The 20904-nt window shown below is 34.5% G+C and carries 18 protein-coding genes and 2 pseudogenes; all 20 read left to right on the forward strand.

What is annotated here, in order from left to right:
* Positions 1–218: 218 nt before the first annotated feature.
* The 20 genes and pseudogenes from ACZZ95_RS08520 to ACZZ95_RS08615 all read left to right on the forward strand — a co-directional run bounded on the left by ACZZ95_RS08520 (position 219) and on the right by ACZZ95_RS08615 (position 20892).
* Positions 219–863 carry a carboxypeptidase-like regulatory domain-containing protein gene (locus tag ACZZ95_RS08520; protein WP_463468715.1) on the forward strand — a complete coding sequence of 215 codons (645 nt, stop codon included), beginning with the start codon at positions 219–221 and terminating at the stop codon, positions 861–863.
* Positions 832–2739 carry a SusC/RagA family TonB-linked outer membrane protein gene (locus tag ACZZ95_RS08525; protein ID WP_463468716.1) on the forward strand — a complete coding sequence of 636 codons (1908 nt, stop codon included), beginning with the start codon at positions 832–834 and terminating at the stop codon, positions 2737–2739. Before ACZZ95_RS08520 ends, ACZZ95_RS08525 begins: the two co-directional genes overlap by 32 nt.
* Positions 2732–3439, forward strand: a complete 708-nt coding sequence (locus ACZZ95_RS08530; protein ID WP_463468717.1) for a hypothetical protein — start codon at positions 2732–2734, stop codon at positions 3437–3439. Before ACZZ95_RS08525 ends, ACZZ95_RS08530 begins: the two co-directional genes overlap by 8 nt.
* A gap of 16 nt (positions 3440–3455) precedes the next feature.
* A complete protein-coding gene (locus ACZZ95_RS08535) occupies positions 3456–3701 on the forward strand; it encodes a hypothetical protein (protein WP_463468718.1) in 246 nt (81 codons plus the stop codon).
* A complete protein-coding gene (locus tag ACZZ95_RS08540; protein ID WP_463468719.1) occupies positions 3673–4074 on the forward strand; it encodes a RagB/SusD family nutrient uptake outer membrane protein in 402 nt (133 codons plus the stop codon). The genes ACZZ95_RS08535 and ACZZ95_RS08540 overlap by 29 nt, the downstream gene beginning before the upstream one ends.
* Positions 4052–5164: a RagB/SusD family nutrient uptake outer membrane protein gene (locus tag ACZZ95_RS08545; protein WP_463468720.1), complete on the forward strand. Its 1113-nt coding sequence runs from the start codon at positions 4052–4054 to the stop codon at positions 5162–5164. The genes ACZZ95_RS08540 and ACZZ95_RS08545 overlap by 23 nt, the downstream gene beginning before the upstream one ends.
* A gap of 28 nt (positions 5165–5192) precedes the next feature.
* Positions 5193–5984: a hypothetical protein gene (locus ACZZ95_RS08550; RefSeq protein WP_463468721.1), complete on the forward strand. Its 792-nt coding sequence runs from the start codon at positions 5193–5195 to the stop codon at positions 5982–5984.
* 1152 nt (positions 5985–7136) lie between these two features.
* Entirely contained in the window at positions 7137–7661 is a 525-nt protein-coding gene (locus ACZZ95_RS08555; protein ID WP_463468722.1) for a carboxypeptidase-like regulatory domain-containing protein, read from the forward strand.
* Positions 7633–7821 (forward strand): hypothetical protein, encoded by a 189-nt coding sequence (locus ACZZ95_RS08560; protein WP_463468723.1) that lies wholly within the window; start codon positions 7633–7635, stop codon positions 7819–7821. Before ACZZ95_RS08555 ends, ACZZ95_RS08560 begins: the two co-directional genes overlap by 29 nt.
* A 108-nt stretch (positions 7822–7929) precedes the next feature.
* Entirely contained in the window at positions 7930–10266 is a 2337-nt protein-coding gene (locus ACZZ95_RS08565) for a SusC/RagA family TonB-linked outer membrane protein (protein WP_463468724.1), read from the forward strand.
* An 11-nt stretch (positions 10267–10277) separates the two neighbouring features.
* Positions 10278–11786 (forward strand): RagB/SusD family nutrient uptake outer membrane protein, encoded by a 1509-nt coding sequence (locus ACZZ95_RS08570; RefSeq protein WP_463468725.1) that lies wholly within the window; start codon positions 10278–10280, stop codon positions 11784–11786.
* Positions 11787–11821: 35 nt separating this feature from the next.
* Complete coding sequence (locus ACZZ95_RS08575) at positions 11822–12691, forward strand: hypothetical protein (protein WP_463468726.1); 870 nt, start codon at positions 11822–11824, stop codon at positions 12689–12691.
* A gap of 387 nt (positions 12692–13078) precedes the next feature.
* Positions 13079–14034, forward strand: a pseudogene (locus ACZZ95_RS08580) (glycoside hydrolase family 30 protein); the annotation flags it as partial.
* Positions 14035–14112: 78 nt separating this feature from the next.
* Positions 14113–14292, forward strand: coding sequence for a glycoside hydrolase family 30 beta sandwich domain-containing protein (locus ACZZ95_RS08585; protein ID WP_463471642.1), 180 nt, complete (start codon positions 14113–14115; stop codon positions 14290–14292).
* Positions 14293–14382: 90 nt separating this feature from the next.
* A complete protein-coding gene (locus tag ACZZ95_RS08590; protein ID WP_463468727.1) occupies positions 14383–15849 on the forward strand; it encodes a glycoside hydrolase family 30 protein in 1467 nt (488 codons plus the stop codon).
* A gap of 351 nt (positions 15850–16200) precedes the next feature.
* A pseudogene (locus ACZZ95_RS08595) lies at positions 16201–17092 on the forward strand (glycoside hydrolase family 30 protein); the annotation flags it as partial.
* A 63-nt stretch (positions 17093–17155) separates the two neighbouring features.
* Positions 17156–17350, forward strand: a complete 195-nt coding sequence (locus ACZZ95_RS08600; protein ID WP_463471643.1) for a glycoside hydrolase family 30 beta sandwich domain-containing protein — start codon at positions 17156–17158, stop codon at positions 17348–17350.
* Between the two features lie 294 nt (positions 17351–17644).
* Entirely contained in the window at positions 17645–18541 is an 897-nt protein-coding gene (locus ACZZ95_RS08605) for a glycoside hydrolase family 16 protein (RefSeq protein ID WP_463468728.1), read from the forward strand.
* Between the two features lie 86 nt (positions 18542–18627).
* Positions 18628–19467, forward strand: a complete 840-nt coding sequence (locus ACZZ95_RS08610) for an endonuclease/exonuclease/phosphatase family protein (RefSeq protein ID WP_463468729.1) — start codon at positions 18628–18630, stop codon at positions 19465–19467.
* Positions 19468–20892, forward strand: a complete 1425-nt coding sequence (locus ACZZ95_RS08615) for a glycoside hydrolase family 30 protein (RefSeq protein WP_463468730.1) — start codon at positions 19468–19470, stop codon at positions 20890–20892.
* Positions 20893–20904: the final 12 nt, after the last annotated feature.

The raw sequence follows: 20904 nt of genomic DNA on the forward strand, positions 1-20904 counted from the left end.
ATGTAATATACGTTTTTTTTAATTAACATTTTTATAACAAAATTTTATCAAAGCTAAAATACAGTAAATTAATTAATTAAATAAAAAATGTTGTGTTTTTGTAGTGTAATAATATTTATGTTGAAGTGTTTTTGTAAAGAATTTTAATTCTACTTTCTTAAAATTTAACATTATAATTGCATTAAATTACTAATTAATTAACCAAAATTTTTAGAAAAATGAAATTGACAAAATTACTTATTTTTTGTGTTTCGTCTTTACTGTTTTCAGTTATCGCATTTGCTCAAGATGTGACGGTAACTGGAATCGTAAATGACGAAAGTGGACTACCCGTCCCAGGGGCATCAGTTTTGATAAAAGGAACCAATAAAGCTACTGCTTCTGATTTTGATGGGAAATTTCAGATCAGCGTTCCTTCAAACGGAACTTTGATTATTAGTTTCGTAGGGTTTAATACGGTTACTGAAGTCGTAAATGGCCGAACTAAGCTGAATGTTGTACTAACAGGAGCTTCTCAAAGTTTAAATGAGGTTGTTGTAATTGGATATGGTACACAAAAGAAAGCTTTAATTACTGGCGCTTCTTCAAACTTTAAGGGAGAAACACTTAAGGAATTAAATACAGGTTCTGCGATGGAAGCTCTTCAAGGTATTGCTCCAGGTATTAGTGTTACTAGAAATAGTGGTGCTCCAGGTGCAGGAACAAAAGTTACTATTCGTGGATTGGGTACAGTTGGAAATTCAGATCCTTTGTATATCGTAGATGGTGTAACTGTTGGGAATATTGATTATTTGAGCCCTTCAGACATTGAGTCTCTAGATGTATTAAAAGATGCTCGCATCTGCCGCGATCTACGGTTCTAGAGCCGCAAATGGTGTTGTTTTGGTTACTACCGTGAAAGGGCGTAAAGGAAGACCAGCTAGAATTAGTTATGACTCTTTTTATGGTATTCAAAACATTTATAAAAATGTAGATCCTTTAAATGCACAAGAATACATGTACATTATGGACGAAGGCCGTGTTAATGATGGACTTGCTCCAAACGACTGGCAGGCAATATTGACAAATAATACTTTCTTAGAAAACAATTATCCTGGTGCTGGTACTCAATACGGCAACGAAATTTGGCAAAACCTTCAAAATGGTTGGAAAGGTACAAATTGGATTAATGAAATGTCTAAAAAAGATGCGCCTGTTGTAAGTCATGCACTTAATATAACAGGAGGTAGTGAAGATATTACTTATTCATTTGGGCTTTCCTATTATGATCAAGATGGTATTATTGGCGGTAATATCGTAGATGCTGGATTTAAAAGGCTTACTGCAAGAATGAATACTCAAATGGTTTTGAAAAAAAATGAGAGCCATAGTATTATAACTGTAGGTGAGAATATAACTTTTACTAATTCTCAAAATAGAGGTGTATCTAATGGAAATATTTATGGTAATGATTTGCACAATGCAATCACTCAGAATCCGTTACAGCCAGCTTATTGGCGACCAGCTATTGAGAGAAATATAAATGAATTTGGTTTTTCTCCCTCTTTAGATGGTTTATCTACAACCCAAACAAATCCGTTGGCAGTATTATTTTACAGAAGTAACTACAATTATCCTAAAGATTATAAAGTTGCTGGAAATGCTTTTGTAGAGATCGAACCTGTTGCTAATCTTAGATTTAAATCGGTTTTTGGTATAGATTCTTGGTTTGGAAATGGAAGATCTATGAACCCAACTTATCACTTAGGAGTATTGTACAATGATTCAGTTGATGGTGCTTCTCAATATTCTTATTTTGGAGCAAATTCTACTTGGACAAATACAGTTTCGTATCAAAAACAATTTGGAAATCATAATATTAATGCTGTTGTCGGAATCGAACAGTTTAAAAATATAGAAAATACAAATTTAAATGGTTCTCGAAATGGACTTTTATATCCTGGAGACCCAAGATATGCATATATAAATAATACTAAAGGCGCTACTTCAATAGCAGATATTACTAATTCTGGATTTGATTCTGTCGCTGGCGGTGGTGGTCTTATGTCTTATTTTGCAAGAGCACAATATGATTATAAAGAAAAATACCTTCTTTCAGCTGTTATTCGTCGAGATGGTTCTTCTAATTTTGGAGAGGGTTATAAATATGGTAATTTCCCATCAGTATCTGCAGGATGGGTTATTTCAAAAGAAGATTTTATGTCTAGTACTTCCAAAACAATAAACTTCTTAAAATTAAGAGGAAGCTGGGGACAGAATGGTAATCAAGCTATTCCTGCTTTTATCTACTCTTCTACTATTGCTTATGCTTTTCCTGGATACTTTTTTGGAGATACAAAACCTGTTTCTGGGCCAACATCATATCCTGCTAGAGTACCAAATCCGGCGGTTACTTGGGAGACATCAGAACAGTTAGATTTCGGATTGGATGCAAGTTTATTTGATTCTAGATTAGGTATTACATTCGATTGGTACAACAAAACAACAAAGGATTGGTTAGTTGAAGCTAAACCTCCAGGAACATCTGGAGCAACACCACCTTACATCAATGGTGGAGATATTGAAAATAAAGGTTTTGAAATCTCGGTAAGCTGGAAAGATAAGATTGGAGACTTTAAATACGGACTTACTCTAAGTGGGGCAGAGAAACAAAAACAAGGTTACAAAGGTTGCAAATGCCGATGGTATCATTCATGGACCAAGTCACGTATTATCACAAGGAACTTCAGAAGTGTCTAGAGCGCAGATTGGTTACCCAATTGGATACTTTTATGGCTTTAAAACTGCTGGAATTTTGCAAAACCAACAAGAGGTTAATGAATATGTAGGTCCAAATGGACAGCCTTATTTTGCGGATCAGCGTCCTGGAGATGTTCGTTTTGTAGATTTAAATGAGGATGGTGTTATTGATGAAAAAGATAAAACAATGTTAGGAGATCCAAATCCAGATTTTCAATTGGGTATCCAGTTAAACTTCGAATATAAAAATGTTTATTTGAACACTACAATGGCTGGAAAATACGGAATGCAGATCATGCAGTCTTACAGATCATTTTCTGATAGTCCAAAACAAAATTACACTTCAGATGTTTTTGATCGCTGGCACGGAGAAGGAACTTCAAACAAAATGCCTCGTTTAAGTTCTGTATCAAATAGAAATACAAATGAGATCTCTGATATCTATATGCATAATGCAGATTATTTAAGAATCAACAATTTAACTGTAGGTTATAACTTTAATGAAGTACTAAAGGATGTTAAGTTCATTAGTAATCTGAAGTTTTATGTTGCAGTAAATAACTTATACACTTTTACTAAATATGATGGTATGGATCCGGATGTTCGTTTCGGACATGATGCAGGTTGGGCTTCAGGAATTGACTTAGGTTTATATCCACAAGCAAGAACAGTGATGTTTGGATTAAGTGCAGATTTTTAATATTAATACAATCAAAATGAAAAAACTAAAATATATTATAGCAGTTTCTGCAATTTTTATGGCAGCAAGTTGTGATGATTATCTGGATCAGGATAATCTTGGAGAAAAAGGCTTGAGTACATACTATAAGACACCAACGGATATCGAAGAGGCAATGTCTGGTGTTTATAATGCCATTTATACAGTAAATATTCATAGTGAAGAGCAGATAGCGTACCAATTTGATGGACAATATGATGTTTGGCGATGGAGGTCCAGATGATAAAACAGCAAAATGGGTAGATAATTTTGAAGATCCTGCTGAAGATACCTATCATGATATGTGGAAACAATCTTACAATGGTATTTCGAGAGCTAACGCTATTATAGAAGCAATTCCATTAGCAGATTTTTCTAAGAATTTTAAAACTGCAACTGAAGCTGAAGATTTTAAAAAACAAGCATTGGGAGAAGCTTTATTTATGAGAGCTTTCTTTTATTTCAGATTAGCTAAATTTTTTGGAGGCGTGCCGCTTATTTTGACGTATGATGCTGATAGATATGTTGGCAGATCAACTTACGAAGAAACTTTTGCTGTGATCGCTTCAGATTTAAAAGCGAACTATAGAAACAATGCCTGCTACCCCTATAACTAGTATTCCAACGGCTCGTTACGGACATGCAAACAAATGGGTTGCAGAAGCGTATTTAGCAAGAGTATATTTGTTCTATACTGGATATATGACAAATGTGGAGAAAAAAGCTACTGCAGATCTTCCTCTGGTTGATGGTGGTTCTATAACGGGAACGCAAGCGACTTCTTATTTAACGGATTGTATTAATAACAGCGGGCATAAATTGGCATCAGATTTTAGAAATCTTTGGGCTTATTCTTATCTTAATAAAAGTGCTGGAACAAACGTGCTCCCTTGGGTCGCTACAGAAGGGTTATCATGGGTAGGTCAAGACGGTATTGCTCCAACTTTTGGAACAGGAAACTTTGAAACAATGTTTGTACAAAGATTCTCATTTGGTGACTGGGGCTGGACAAATGGTAATATCTATACCAACAGACTTGCTTTGTTTAATTCAATGCGTGGTAACTCACAAGTGCCATTTGGCGAAGGCTGGGGATGGTGTACAATTAATCCAAAATTATACAGCGACTGGTCAGATCTTGATCCAAGAAAAAGAGGTTCTATCCTAGAAGTTGGAAGAGCAGATCAAGGAACAGCTGGTTATGCTAGAGATAAAGGAGATCATGAAACAGGATATTTTAATAAAAAATATGCATCCTTACAACATGATAACGGGGCAGGATCAAATGTTGGTATGTTTGTTCAAATGTACTCTTGGTCAAATGCCGATATGCAGTTAATGCATGCTCAGGATTTTATCTTTATGCGTTTTGCAGATGTATTATTAATGCATTCAGAAATTACGCAGACAGCAGAAGGATTGAATGCTGTGAGATTAAGAGCAAACTTAGGACCAGTTGGATATTCTCTAAATGCAATAAAAGAGGAACGTTTACACGAATTTGCTTTCGAAGGTATACACTGGTTCGATATTCTTCGCTGGGGAGATGTGGAAGCTTCGTTTACAGATGTAATTCCAGTTAGAAATTCAGGTGTTGACGCTAATTACAGCGTAAAATATAGACCAGAAACTAAAGGTTTAGTTCCAATTCCAGAAACAGAAATGAGAGTTTTAAACGGAGTTTATACACAAAACCCAGGTTGGTAATATTTAATAACCATTAATAATTAGAAACATGAAAATTCATAATATAAAATATTTATTAATTGTCGCGTTTATGCTGGTCTTTTCGGCATGCGACCCAATTGTAGACGAGCAGCAACTGACAAATTCTACAGATGTTGCAGGAGTTAATTTGACAGCTACTCATAGTACTCCGGGAGGTAATAAAGTTACCTTAAAGATGGATACTCCGGGTGTTACAGGTTATTGGGATTATAACCTAGGGAAGGCTCTAACGAATGAAGTAACAATTGTATACCCAATTCCAGGGAAATCTACATTTACTTTCATTGGAACTTTAGGAGGTGAATTTTTTACCAAAACAATAGATGTTCAAATTGATCAATTAGATACACGTCTGGATCAGGATTGGTATGACTTAGTAAGTGAAAATACTGTTACAGGCAAGACATGGGTTTTTGATGGTGTTGCTGGTACAGGCGCGATGTTCTGGTTTATGTCGCCTCCAGATAATCCAGATTCAGCGATGAGTGCTTGGTGGAATGCTGGAGATTGTTGTCCTCCTCTAGATGTAAGCGGAAAAATGCATTTCGACTTAAATAGTGCGACAAATTACAATCATTATCAAACGGTCGTAACCACTGCCGAAAAAGGAAGTTTTGTTTTGGATCCAACTAATAAAAAACTGATTATTCAAAACTCAAAAATATTAGGTTATGAGGCTGGTAATACTGCTAATGAGTATAACATTATCACACTTACCGAAGACGAATTAGTATTATACGTGCCAAGAAGTTTAAAAGACCCTGGTACAGGTTGGACATTTGTTTATAAACCTCAATAATAATTTCATGTTAGTTATTTTCGAAAAAGGAAGGCTAAAAATTTCCTTTTTCGATTTTTCAAACAATTTTATTTCATTCGACTTTAGAATGAATTATTCAGAAGATTTAAACTATGGTTAGTTTAAGTTAAGTTTATTGCCTGGTTAGCCCATAATTTCGATTATGGGCTATTTTTTCACACCTACAATTAAAGTTTTTCTTGTTGTTTAATGTTCTAATTTTTAAGCATCTAAATATAATGAAGTCTGCATTTTTTGATAATTACTTCCCTTAAAGTGTTCTAACTAATTCTCTCCTTAAAAGTTCTCACAAAGCTCCTTGAAAGCTTTTATGAGCTTCAATTAACTTCAATAAGTTTTTTTCATTGAATAACAGTTTAATATCATCTCACTCTAAATAAATCTATTTAATTTTTACTTACTACCCTTAATTCGTCGTATCAGGTTGCTTTAATGCATAATAAGCTATGGTTGTAAGAAACAAATAATAATGCGGTAGAGTCCTTCTATTTACGTCTAATGGACAATTATTTTACTATTTACGATAGATATAGTAGAATAAACAACACTAAATCCTTTTTTAATTTAAGTTTTTTAAAACTAACAGAAATATCTAATTCACGTAGCCGCCATTATCAATTAAAATCAATTTTTTGAAGCTTTAATTTTAAAATTCTCTCCCTATTTAATTTTTATTTGAAAGTAAATTCTTTGCTGTTATTTTTAAATATAAGAATTTTAATATTAAATACAAATTATTAATAATGTAAAAAAAGTAGTGTAAAAATATCATATTCTCTGTTTTTTTATTTCTTGAAATTTCACATGTTAAGTTACTGTAAATGTTTATAAAATAAGACGTTATGTGAGTTTTAAGAGTACTATCACGTTGTAGTCTTGGCAATTTTTCATGCTATATTTCTTTTATATCAGTGTGTAGTGTTTATTTTTCTATTTAACTTTTATTTAGTACTATTTTTTATTTTACTAAATATTTAAAAATCAATTATTTGTGTTTTTTTTGATGTGTTTTTATAATATTAAAATTTTTAATTTGATGTGTTTTTGTAATGATATTTAAATGCGAAAAGTAAAAATTAAGTTTTAGTATTGCATCAAATTACTAATTAATTAACCAAAATTTTTAGAAAAATGAAATTAACAAAATTACTTGTTTTTTGTATTTCATCTTTATTATTCTCGGTTATAGCTGTGGCTCAGGATGTCACAGTAAGTGGAATGATAAATGATGAAAGTGGAATGCCTGTTCCAGGCGCAACAGTTTTATTAAAAGGCACTACTAAATCTACTGCGTCTGATTTCGACGGAAAATTTCAGATACAAGTTCCTTCAAATGGAACTTTAACCATTACGTTTATTGGTTACGCTACAGTAACTGAAGCTGTAAATGGAAGAACTAAAATCTCAATTCAATTAAAACCAGAATCACAGTCTTTAAATGAAGTTGTTGTTGTTGGATATGGTACTCAAAAGAAATCTGTTGTAACTGGTGCAATTTCTAGTGTAAAAGCTTCTGATCTTGAAGATTTACCAATAACTAGAGTGGAGCAGTCTCTTCAAGGAAGGGTTTCTGGGGTTACTATTGCAAGCAAATGCTGGACAGCCTGGATCTTCTTCTACAATACGTGTGAGAGGTATTACTTCGTTTGGAAATAATGAACCGCTATGGGTTGTTGACGGTGTAATTGTTGATTCAGGAGGAATTGGATATTTGAATCAATCAGATATTGCTTCTATGGAGGTTTTAAAAGATGCAAGCATCTCAAGCTATTTATGGAGCCAGAGCTGCAACTGGGGTAATCCTTATTACTACTAAAAAGGGTAGATCAGGAAAAATGAGTGTAAACTATAATGGGTACACAGGTTTTTCTGCAAAGAAGCAAGAAAACTAAATTTACTTGATGCGACAGAGTATGCTACTTTAATGAATGAGAGATATGCAAATGGTTATACACCAGATCCTGCAAAGCCTTACACACTTCCTTATCCTAATGCATCTTCATATGGAGCGGGGACAGATTGGCAAAAAACAATCTTTAATGATAATGCTCAAAAAACAGGGCACGAATTAAGTTTATCAGGAGGAAATGATGTTTCGACATTTTACGTTTCTTTTGGTTTATTAGATCAAGAAGGTATTGTAGCAACACCAATTTCTAATTACAACAGAAAAAACATTCGTTTAAACTCTACGCATAAAATTGTAAAAGGATTAACTTTTGGTCAGACTTTAGGTTATTCTCACGAAAAGAATGTTGGAATTGGAAATACAAATAACGAATATGGCGGACCATTAAGTTCTGCTATTAATTTAGATCCAACAACGCCTGCTATTGTTACAGATCCAACTGTTGCAACTGGCTATCCATATAATCAGCCTTTTATTTTGAGAGATGCGAACGGAAATCCTTACGGAGTTTCACAAGATGTAACTCAAGAAATGAGTAATCCACTAGCATACATTCAAACAAGATTAGGAAATTATGGCTGGTCTGATAATTTTGTTGGAAACGCTTATTTAGAATTAGAAGCGATCAAAGGTTTAAAAATTAGAAGTACTTTAGGTGGTAAATTAGCATATTGGGGTTCGGAAAGTTTTACACCCGTATTTTACTTTAACTCTTCGACTATTAACCCAAATAATAGTTTGACACGTAATACAAACAAAGGTTTTGGATGGAATATTGAAAACACTGTTTCATATACAAAACAAATTGATGATCATAACTTCACAGTATTAGTTGGACAGGGAGCATACATCGATAATATTACTTCGGGTTCTACAGTTACTTACAAAAACCTGCCAGCCACTAATTTTGATGAAGCGACTTTCAACTCAGGTGCTATAACAGATGATATTACTGCTTCTGCTTCTGATGGCTACGAACATAAAGTGACTTCGTTATTTGCAAGGTTAAATTATGATTATAAAGAAAAATATCTTGTTACGGGTATTGTGCGTCGTGATGGTTCTTCTCGTTTTGGTCAAAATAATAAATACGGAACTTTTCCATCATTCTCTTTGGGATGGGTGCCGACAAAAGAAAATTTCTGGCCGGAAAATAAAGTAGTTACGCAATTGAAATTTAGAGGAGGTTACGGAATTACAGGTAGTGATGCTATTGGAGACTTCAAATTCTTGCCTACAATTGGATCAGGTAGAAATTATACAATAGGAAATCAAGGTTCTGTTGTAATTGGAAACAGTCCAAATGCACCTTCAAATCCAGATTTGAAATGGGAAGAAACTAGTCAGGCCAACGTTGCGTTTGATGTTACTTTCTTTAATGATTTGTCTTTAACAACTGATTTTTATATCAAAAAATCTACAGGTATTTTACAAGATATCGATTTGCCAGGTCACGTTGGAAGCCCAGGAAGACCATCTGCAAATATTGCAGACATGCAAAATAAAGGTATTGATTTAGAATTGTCTTACCGCAAAAGAATTGGTCAGGTTAACATTGGCTTAAGTGGAAATATTTCTTACTTAGAAAATGAAGTTACAAATTTAGGACGAGGTATTCAGTTTATTTCTGGAGATGCTTCTTTCCAAAACATGGGTCCTGTTACAAGAACGCAGGTAGGAGAATCATATAATTCTTTTTACGGGTTTAAAACACAAGGGATTTTTCAAAATCAAGCAGAAATCAGCGCGTATACTAATGCGACAGGAGGTTTAATTCAGCCAGATGCAAGACCAGGTGATTTTAGATGGCAGGATCTTAATGGAGATGGAACAATTACAGATGATGATAAAACATTTATCGGAAGCCCTCTGCCTAAATATACGTATGGTTTCACAATTAATTTAGATTATAAAAACTTTGATTTATTAATCTTTACCCAAGGAGCAGTTGGAAACAAAATTTTTCAAGGACTTCGCCGTCTGGATATTACAGATGCAAACTATCAAACATCTGCATTAGGACGTTGGACTGGTGAAGGATCTACTAATTCTTATCCAATTTTATCATCAGTTGATAACAATAAAAACTTCTCACGTCCGTCTGATTTTTATTTAGAAAATGGAGATTACTGGAGAATCAAAACCATTCAAATTGGATATAGCCTGCCAAGTGATGTGGTATCAAAAGCTGGTCTTTCAAAAACTAGACTTTATTTGACTGGTGAAAACTTATTGACATTTACAAAATACTCTGGTTATGATCCAGAAATTGGTGGAGGAGTTTTAGGTATCGATAAAGGATATTATCCACAAGCTAGAACTGTAATGTTAGGGGTTAATTTACAATTTTAAAATTTAGAATCATGAAAATTAAAAATATAAGATATTCATTCGCCGCAGTTGGATTATTGCTTCTTAGCTCTTCGTGCGGGGAAGATTTTTTAACAGTAGATCCAAAAGGGCCGCCATTAGTGGACAACTATTATAAAGATGAAACAGAAGCATTTTCAGCATTGGTTGCCACTTACGATATAATGGGAAAACAATCCAAAGGTTTTGAAAATATGGTCTGTATGCTAAATGCAGGTTCAGATGATTTTTACGCTGGAGGCGGGGGACCTGGAGACGGAGCAGGAATTCATGCTTTTGATAACTATACATTGGATAAAATCAATATGCCGAGAAGTTTCTGGGGAGACTTTTTTCAAGGTATAGCAAGAGCAAATATCTTGTTGGAAAAATTGCCAAATGTAAAAATGGACGAGGCTAAAAAAGTGCGTTTTGTCGCAGAAGCAAAAGCAATGAGAGGATATTACTATTTTGAATTAGTAAGAACTTTTAAAAACTTACCATTAATTACAGCACCACTTTCGCCAGCAGAAACCTATACTATTACACAATCTACTCCAGAAGAAGTATATGCTCAAATTGAGAAAGATTTAATTGAAGCCAAAGCCGCTTTACCAAATACAGTTAATTATGCAACTGAAGGAGGTCGCTTTTCTAAAGGATCTGTGCAGGCTTTATTAGGAAAAGTTTATTTGTACGAAGGAAAGAACTCTCTAGCAACTGCTGAATTTGCAGATGTAAATGGTACGCCGGGAGGAACGAGCATGTACGGATACAAACTGCTTGGCAATTATGCAGATTTATGGGTAATCAGTAATAAGCTTAATACAGAATCTATTATCGAAATTATGCATACTGATAAAAGTAATGCAGACTGGGGATTTTGGGGAGGCGGAAATGACGAAGGTAACTCTGTTAATATAATGGTTGGACCAAGAGGTTATGGCAGAAAAACAACTACAATACCAGATTATATCTCAGGATGGAGTTTTAATCCTGTAACTGCAAGTTTATACAATGCCCTAAAAGGAGATCCGCGCTTTGACGCTACAATTGTTGATATGCTGGCACTAAAAGCATCTGGCGCAAGAGATTATGCACCGGGTGATCAGGATACGGGATATTTCTTAAAGAAATTTATGCCATTAAACTCTGATACTTCTCAAGGAGGAGGAGCACAGGCTTTAAATTACAAACAAGATATGTATGCAATTCGTTTAGCAGATACGTATTTAATGGAAGCAGAGGCACTTGGAGGAACTGGAGCCAGAGCACAAGCTTTATTAGATGCTGTAAGAGCCAGAGTTGGATTAGGTTCTGTACCAGTTTCATTAGATGCTATTGCTAACGAAAGAAGATTAGAATTGGCTGGAGAAGGACATCGCTGGTTCGATTTAGTAAGAACAGGAAAAGCGACTTCGGTTCTTGCTGGTGAAGGATTTGTTGCTGGAAAAAACGAAGTTTGGCCAATTCCGCAAAAAGATTTAGAAAACACAAAACTTGTACAAAATCCTCAGTACTAATTTAGCTAATACAATATCATATGAAAATAAATTTAATGAAAAAACAAGGGTTTTTAGCATTGTTTTTTATGACAGCCGTATTAAGTTTTACAAGTTGTCAGCCAGATGATTCCATTGTTGATAATGGATTAACAAACGAAAATGTTGATGCATCTTTTACCGTTACTCCTGTAGAAGGTAAAGTCAATACCTATAAATTAAGCGCACAGCCAAAAGGTGTTTTAAAATCTTTTTGGGATACTGGTGCAGGACAATATGCTGGTAAAATGGAAGAAGAAATATCGTTGCCAGATGCAGGAACTTACACTATTACACATACAGCTATTGGCAGTGGAGGCGGTACAGCTTCAGCTTCAAAAGAAGTAGTAGTGGCAACTTCAGATCCGCTAAAAGGAAATTTAGTACAAGGCGGCTCTTTTGCAACAGCAGAAGATCAGGCAAAATGGACTATTTTAAATCTTAGCGCTACTGGTGCCGCTTTTTGGTCATTTGCAAATAATAGCGCAACAATTCACTCTCCAGGAGGATGGGCGCAAGAAGGAATTTATCAAGCAATCGATGTTGTAAAAGACAAAGAATACACCATCAACATGCGTGTTTCAAGTCCAAGCGGTTCTGATGAAACTTGGTTAGAGGTTTATGCAGGGAAATCTGCTCCACAATCTGGGGTTGAGTACAAAGACAACAAAGTAATGGGATTAAGTACTTGGGACGGCTGTGCAAAAGCAGGTTTCTCTGGAATGCTTTCTACTGTAGGCTGTGTTAAAAATGATGCAACGGGAACAGTTACAAACGTGGTAAAATTCTCTGAAACAGGAAAAATCTATTTATTAATTCGTTCTGGCGGTAACACGTTTACTAAAGATGGAATCACCGTTTCAAAAATCGAATTAAGAGGAAAATAAAGAGTTAAGTTAAGTTTAAGTTTGGTTGTAAATAGCCCATAATCATTATGAGTATGGGCTATTTTTTAAATTCTTTAAAAGAGATTAAAAATCAGTTTTAGATTTCTCCAAAACTTCAATTAAAAAACACTAATAATTGGGAGCGAATGAAAAAAAATAGTCTAAATATTTTATGCCTTTTGTTTGTCGTTGCAGACTTTTGCACAACAGCCAAAAACAAAAAAAGAATTTACAGCCAATGGCAGAAAAATAACCGTTTACACCACAGCAGAAAACTCAAAGTTACGATTAACATCAACAGATAATTTGACTTTTTCTGCAAAGAAACAACCTCTAGAAACTGAATTTTCGGTTTTTATTGAACCAGCAAAAAAGTTTCAGACTTTTATGGGAATCGGCGGCGCTATTACAGACGCAAGCGCCGAAATATTTGCTAAACTTTCAAAAGAAAAACAAGCAGAATTTTTAAATGCTTACTACGATAAACAAAAAGGTATTGGCTATTCTTTGCTAAGAACAACAATTCAAAGTTCTGATTTTAGCAGTGGAAGCTATTCTTATATCGAAGAAGGAGATAAAGATTTGAAGACTTTTTCTATTGATCATGACAGGCAGTATCGAATTCCTCTAATAAAACAAGCTATTCAAAAAGCTGGTGGAAAATTGACAACTTATGTTGCGCCTTGGTCGCCAAATGCTTTTATGAAAAGCAATAAAAATGTATTAAAAGGTGGCACACTGCTTCCAGAGTACTATCAGACTTGGGCAAATTTTTATGCAAAGTTTATAAAAGCCTACGAAAAAGAAGGAATTCCGATCTGGGGTACTTGACACAAAATGAACCAATGGCGGTACAGACTTGGGAATCTTGTATTTATACAGCCGAAGCGGAAAGAGATTTTATCAAAAAATATCTTGGACCTACTTTGAAAAAAGAAAACTTAGGCGATAAAAAAATTATTGTTTGGGATCATAACCGCGATTTAATGAATTACCGTGCCAATGTAATTTATTCTGATCCAGAAGCGACAAAGTACGTTTGGGGAATGGGATTTCATTGGTACGAAACCTGGTCTGGCGGTGCGCCAATGTTTGATAATGTTGCCAAAGTAAATGAAGCTTATCCAGATAAAAAACTAATGTTTACAGAAGGATGTGTTGAAAAATTTGATGCGACAAAGTATCAATTCTGGGGTAATGCAGAACGTTACGGAATCAATATGATTAATGATTTTAACAACGGAACTGTAGCTTGGACAGATTGGAATATTCTATTGGATCAAAATGGAGGCCCAAATCACGTTGGAAATTTTTGTTTTGCACCAATTCATGCAGATACAACAACAGGGGAATTAATTTATACGCCGTCTTTTTATTACATAGGACACTTTTCTAAATTCATTCGTCCAAACGCTGTACGAGTGAGCACTGCAGTTAGCAGAAGCGCACTATTAAGCACTTCATTTTTAAATACTGATGGAACTATGGCGACAGTTGTAATGAACCAGTCAGAAAATGAGCTTACTTATAATTTGATTATTGGAGCTGAAAAAGCAGCGGTTAAAATTCCGCCTCGAGCTATACAAACGCTTGTTTATTAATATTTTGTAGTAAAGTAAGAAAGAAGATCAATTTGAATCATCCTGTTGGTCTTCTCTTACTTTTAATTTAAAAACTGTTTATAAAACAATATGAAAGCCACAACTCAAATAGTGCTGTCAGCCTTTATACTAATCCAATTAAGCTGTTTTACAAAACTTACGGCTCAAAAAAACAATGCGTCATCGCAGAAAAATAATAAAATAAAGGTTTTTACTACTGCCGAAAATACCAATTGGAAATTATCATTATCAAATGATCTAATTTCAAACAACACTACACAACAAAAAAATACAACAGTATCTATTATTATAAATACCGAAAAAACAGACCAGACTTTTCTCGGAATTGGAGGTGCAATTACAGATGCAAGTGCAGAAGTTTTCGCTAAATTATCTCCTAAAAAACAACAGGAATTTTTAAGTGCCTATTACGATAAAAATATGGGCATTGGCTATTCTTTAGCCAGAACAAATATTCACAGCTGTGATTTTAGCAGTGACAGCTACACTTATATTGCAGAAGGAGACAAAGAACTAAAAACCTTCAATATAGATCACGATCGAAAATATAGAATTCCATTAATCAAAAAAGCAATTGAAACAGCCGGCGGAAAACTAACATTATTTGTAAGTCCATGGAGTCCCCCAGCTTTCATGAAAGACAATAATGATATTTTGCACGGCGGCGTTTTATTGCCTGAATTTGCTCCATCATGGGCATTGTATTATGCTAAGTTTATAAAAGCATATGAAAAAGAAGGAATTCCGATTTGGGGATTAACAGTTCAAAATGAACCAATGGCCAAACAAAGCTGGGAATCTTGTATTTATACCCCCGAAGCTGAAAGAGATTTTCTTAAAAATCATTTAGGACCAACTTTAGAGAAAGAAGGACTTGGTTCTAAAAATATTATAATTTGGGATCATAATAGAGGAGATATGCTGGAAAAACGCGCTAATCTTGTTTTTTCGGATCCTGAAGTTTCTAAATACGCATGGGGAATTGGATTTCACTGGTATGAAACTTGGAATGGAGGTCCGCCTCAATTCGAATCTGTTGCAAAGGTTCACGAAGCTTTTCCAAATAAAAATTTAATTTTTACTGAAGGTCGCATCGAAAGATTTGATGCTAAAAAATATCAGTTTTGGGGAAATGCTGAGCGTTACGGAATCAATATAATTAACGATTTTAATAACGGAACAGTTGCATGGACAGATTGGAATATTCTTTTAGATCAAAACGGAGGCCCAAATCATGTTGGTAATTTCTGTTTTGCACCAATTCATGCCAACACTGTAAAAGACGAATTAATATACACCCCAATGTATTATTATATTGGACATTTCTCCAAATTCATCAGACCAAATGCCAAAAGAATAATAGAAAAAATAAGTGATAAATCTTTACTGAGTACTTCTTTTAAAAATTCTGACGGACAATTGATTACTATCATAATGAATCAATCTGAAAAAGAGATTGTTTATTCTTTAGAAAATCAAACGACAAAAAATACTATTACTATTCCAGCACATGCTATACAGACGATTGTATATTAATGGTGCGCTAACTAAATAAACAAGAAAATGAAATTGAATATTACTAATACCATAAAAGCATTTTTCTTTATGACAGCCGTACTGGCTCAGGTAAAATGTTCGTCTTCAAATGATACAGTCGAAAATCCTCCTGTAAATCCACCAGTGGTAAATCCGCCCGTAGTCATTACAAACGATGTCGATTTTTGGCTTACAAAAGGAGATCAAAGCGTTTTACTGGCAAAGCAATCTGGAACATTAGGATTTGGCACCACTACAAATACTTACAGTACTATTGAAGTTAAAGAAGCTCAGAAATATCAAACAGTTGACGGTTTCGGATATACATTAACTGGAGGAAGCGTAGAGGTAATGAATCAATTAAATGCCACAAGACGAACTGCTCTTTTGCAGGAATTATTTGGAGCTGGAGAAAATTCAATTGGAATAAGTTATATCAGAATAAGTATTGGAGCTTCAGATTTAAATGCAGAACCTTTTACTTATAATGATCTTGCAACAGGAGAAACAGATTTAAGTCTGGCTAAATTTAGTTTAGAAAAAGACAAAAATCTAATTGCTATGCTGAAAGAAATTCTGGCAATTAATCCTAAAATTTTAATCTTAGGAACACCTTGGTCTGCACCTCTTTGGATGAAAGACGTAAACAGTTTTAAAGGAGGAAAATTGAAAGCAGAATACTATGACGTTTATGCCAAATATTTTGTAAAATACATACAGCAGATGAAAGCAGAAGGTATTGCGATTGATGCTGTAACGCCTCAAAATGAACCTCTTCATGACGGAAATAATCCGAGTATGTATATGTCTGCACTGGATCAGACCAATTTTATTAAAAATAATTTAGGACCCGCATTCAAAGTCCGCAAATCTAAAGGTAAAAATTATTGCTTACGACCACAATTGTGATAATCCTAATTATCCAAAAGCTGTTTTGGCAGATGCCGATGCATTTCCTTTTGTGGATGGATCAGCATTTCATTTATATGCAGGAGATATCAGCGCTCTTACCAATGTTTACAATTCTTTTCCAACTAAAAATGTATATTTTACAGAACAATGGACGTCTTCAGAAGGACAATTTGCCGGCGATTTAAAATGGCATACTAGAAATGTAATTATCGGTTCAATGAGAAACTACAGCAAGAATGCCTTAGAATGGAATGTAGCCAATAATGCCAATTATGGCCCTCATACAGATGGCGACTGTACCATGTGCAAAGGCGCGATCACGATTACGTCAACAGACAGTTATCAGCGTAATGTAGCCTATTACATAATTGCACATGCGTCAAAATTTGTTCCGATGGGCTCTGTTCGAATTGAAAGTAATTCGGGAGGAAATTTACAAAACGTTGCTTTTATCACACCTTCAGGATCTAAAGTTTTAATTGTTGAAAATGACGGATCGGCAACAGAAACATTTAATATTAAATTTAACGGGAAATGGGCTACCGCTTCTCTGGAAGCTGGATCAGTTGGAACATATACTTGGAAATAGATTCCTGAAACATTTGAAAAAGGAAGTTTTAAGCTGAACTAATTTGACTTTGTTAGTATTAAAAGCAAAAAATAGACAAATTATATCTATATTGATATTCAATTTATTAACTAATAACCAACTTAATCATGAAAACAATAAATCTTGCAAATAGGGCGGGTGTGTTTACACTAATCTTATTATTTATATTTCAATCTTGCAGACAGTAGTAACGATGCGACCGATGAAAATCCTGTTGTAGTAGTTCCTGATAAAATTTCTGTTCAGGTTGATGTAGTAGGTAAAACTGCTGAAATGCCAAATGGAGACGGAAGTGGAAAAATAAATTTATCCATTACGGTCGCAGATGCAAAATCATATAAAATAAAGGTAAATAATGAAACGAAAGAATCTACAACGAGTAGTTTCTCATATGAATTTACCGAACCCGGTACTAAAACCTATACTATTGAAGTTACCACATTTAATGGAATAAAATATACCAATACTTCTACAACAGTAAATATTTTCGTCGCAAGAAAGCTAATATTTTCAGATGAGTTTGATGTTGCTGGCGCACCAAATAATGACAAATGGGATTATAATACAGGAACTGGAGACGGCTGGGGAAATAATGAATTACAGTATTACACCAAACGTCCAGAAAATGTAACCATCGAAAACGGAATCTTAAAAATTAAAGCGATTAAAGAAGAGTATATGGGAAGCCAATATACATCGGCAAGAATGCTTACCAGAGGAAAATTTTCATTTAAATACGGAAGAGCAGAAATACGCGCAAAATTACCAGTCGGCGGTGGCACTTGGCCTGCATTCTGGTTATTAGGAGACAATCTTGATACAGTTGGATGGCCTGCATGCGGAGAAATCGACATTTTAGAATCAGTAGGAAATAAACCAAACGTGATCCACTCTTCTTTACATTCTCCAGGCCGTTCAGGAAATACTCCTGATACAGCGACAACAACAAATCCAACTTCAACGACAGCCTATCATATTTATGCGGCGGAATGGAGTGCAGAAAGTATCAAGTTTTATGTAGACGATAATTTATTTTACACATACAAAAACTCAAGTACGACACCATTTAATGCCAAGTTTTTTGTGATTTTAAATTTCGCAATGGGCGCAATTTTGGCGGAGCTGTTGATCCAAACTTCAAAAGTGCTGTTTACGAAATCGACTATGTGAGAGTATATAATTAACATAAGTTTTAAATAGATTTTTTTTCTGCAAAGTCTCGGAAACACTAGATTTACAGATTAAAATTTTTTAACATGAAAAAGATAAACAAACTTGTTTGCGCAGTAATGTTGCTTTTAGCTGTCAACTCATTCTATGGTCAGAATTTAAAAATTATGACCTACAATATTCGTTTAGATGTTGCTTCAGACGGAGAAAATGCCTGGCCAAAACGAAAAGATTATTTTGCTTCTCAAATTGGTTTTTACAGCCCAGATATTTTTGGAGTGCAGGAGGCAACGCCAAATCAAGTTACAGATATTGCATCGGCTCTGCCAAATTATAACAGATTTGGAATAGGAAGAGAAGAAGGCGGTTTGGGCGAAGCTTGTACGATTTACTATAAAAAAGACCGATTTAAAGTAGAACAATCCAATACATTTTGGTTATCAGAAACACCGAATGTAGTTTCGAGAGGATGGGATGCGACCTGCAACAGAGTTTGTACATACGGACTTTTTAAAGATTTGAAAACTAAAAAAACATTTTGGATTTTCAATCTGCATTTAGATCATATGGGCGAAGAAGCGAGGGTAAAAGGCGTTCAGCTTGTTCTTTCTAAAATAAAAGAATTAAATACTAAAAATTACCCAGCCTTTTTAATGGGAGATTTTAATTCAGAACCTGATACAAAACAAATCGTAGAGATAAAAAAAGTGATGAATGATACCAAAGATGTTTCAAAAGAAAAACCTTTTGGCCCTTCAGGAACCTTCAACGATTTTAAACACAATGAACCCGTAACATTATTGTTAGACTACATTTTTGTCTCAAAAAATAGCGGACTTAACATTCAAAAACATGCAGTGTTGAGTGATTCTAAAGATTTAAAATATCCCTCGGATCATTTACCTGTTTTAATAGAAATAGATTAAATGAAAAACAGCAACAAAAAACTTCAGATTCTGGTTTTACTGCCTCTAATTATGATGCAGTTCAATTGTGGATCTTCAAAAAATGCTTCAGCTAATTCTGGAAAAGTAGAATCTTGGATTACAACTTCAGATGAAAGTTCAAAACTAAAAAAACAGTCTGATTTGGTTTTCAATGCAGAAACAAATTCAAATCAGACAATTGAGGTAAACCCTTCTCAGAAATTTCAAACTATAGAAGGTTTTGGCTTTTCATTAACGGGAGGAAGTGCTCAGGCCATTTTAAAACTAGATAAACCAAAAAGAGAAGCTTTGCTTCAAGAGTTATTTTCTAGAAAAGAAGATGCCATTGGTTTAAGTTATTTGAGAATTAGTATTGGAGCATCAGATTTGAATGAAAAAGTTTTTTCGTATGATGATCTGCCGGAAGGGCAAACCGATTTAAAACTGGAAAAATTCAATTTAGGACCAGATTTAGAAGATGTAATTCCGGTTTTAAAAGAAATTCTAGCTATAAATCCGAAGATAAAAATAATGGGTTCTCCGTGGTCGCCTCCAGTTTGGATGAAAGATAACGGAAGCTCGAAAGGCGGTAGTTTACAACCCAAATACTATCAGGTTTATGCCGAATATTTCGTGAAATATATTCAGGCAATGAAATCACACGGAATTGTTATTGACGCCATTACGCCCCAAAATGAACCTTTGCATCCAGGAAATAATCCAAGTTTATTAATGCTCGCAGAACAACAGGCAGATTTTATTGGAAATCATTTAGGTCCCGCTTTCGCGAAAGCTAAAATCAAAACCAAAATTATTGTTTACGATCATAACTGCAATAAACCAGAATATCCTTTGACTATTTTAAAAGATCCAAAAGCAAATCCTTTTGTTACGGGTTCGGCTTTTCATTTATATGAAGGCGACATTAGTGCTTTGACAACGGTTCATAATGCTTTTCCAGATAAAGATTTGTATTTTACCGAACAATATACAGGAACAGGAACTAATTTTGAAACCGACTTAAAATGGAGTGTAAAAAATGTGGTAATCGGTTCCATGCGTAATTGGAGTAAAAATGCACTTTCATGGGGATTGGCCAATGATGAGTTTTACAAACCTTTTACACCCGGAGGATGTTCGACCTGCAAAGGCGCTTTGATGATCGATCAAAATCAAAATATAAAAAGAGAGGTAGGATATTATATTATTGGGCACGCTTCTAAATTTGTTCCAGAAGGTTCAGTAAGAATCGGAAGTGATATAGTTGGAAATTTACACAATGTTTCTTTTAAAACTCCGTTAGGACAAATCGTTCTGATTGTAGAAAATGACGGAGCTTCGGCAGAAACCTTTAATATTAAATACAACCAAAAACAAACCTCAACCACACTAAACGCAGGTGCTGTTGCTACTTATGTTTGGTAAACAACTTAAACT

The organism is Flavobacterium sp. AC267, assembly GCF_979258715.1.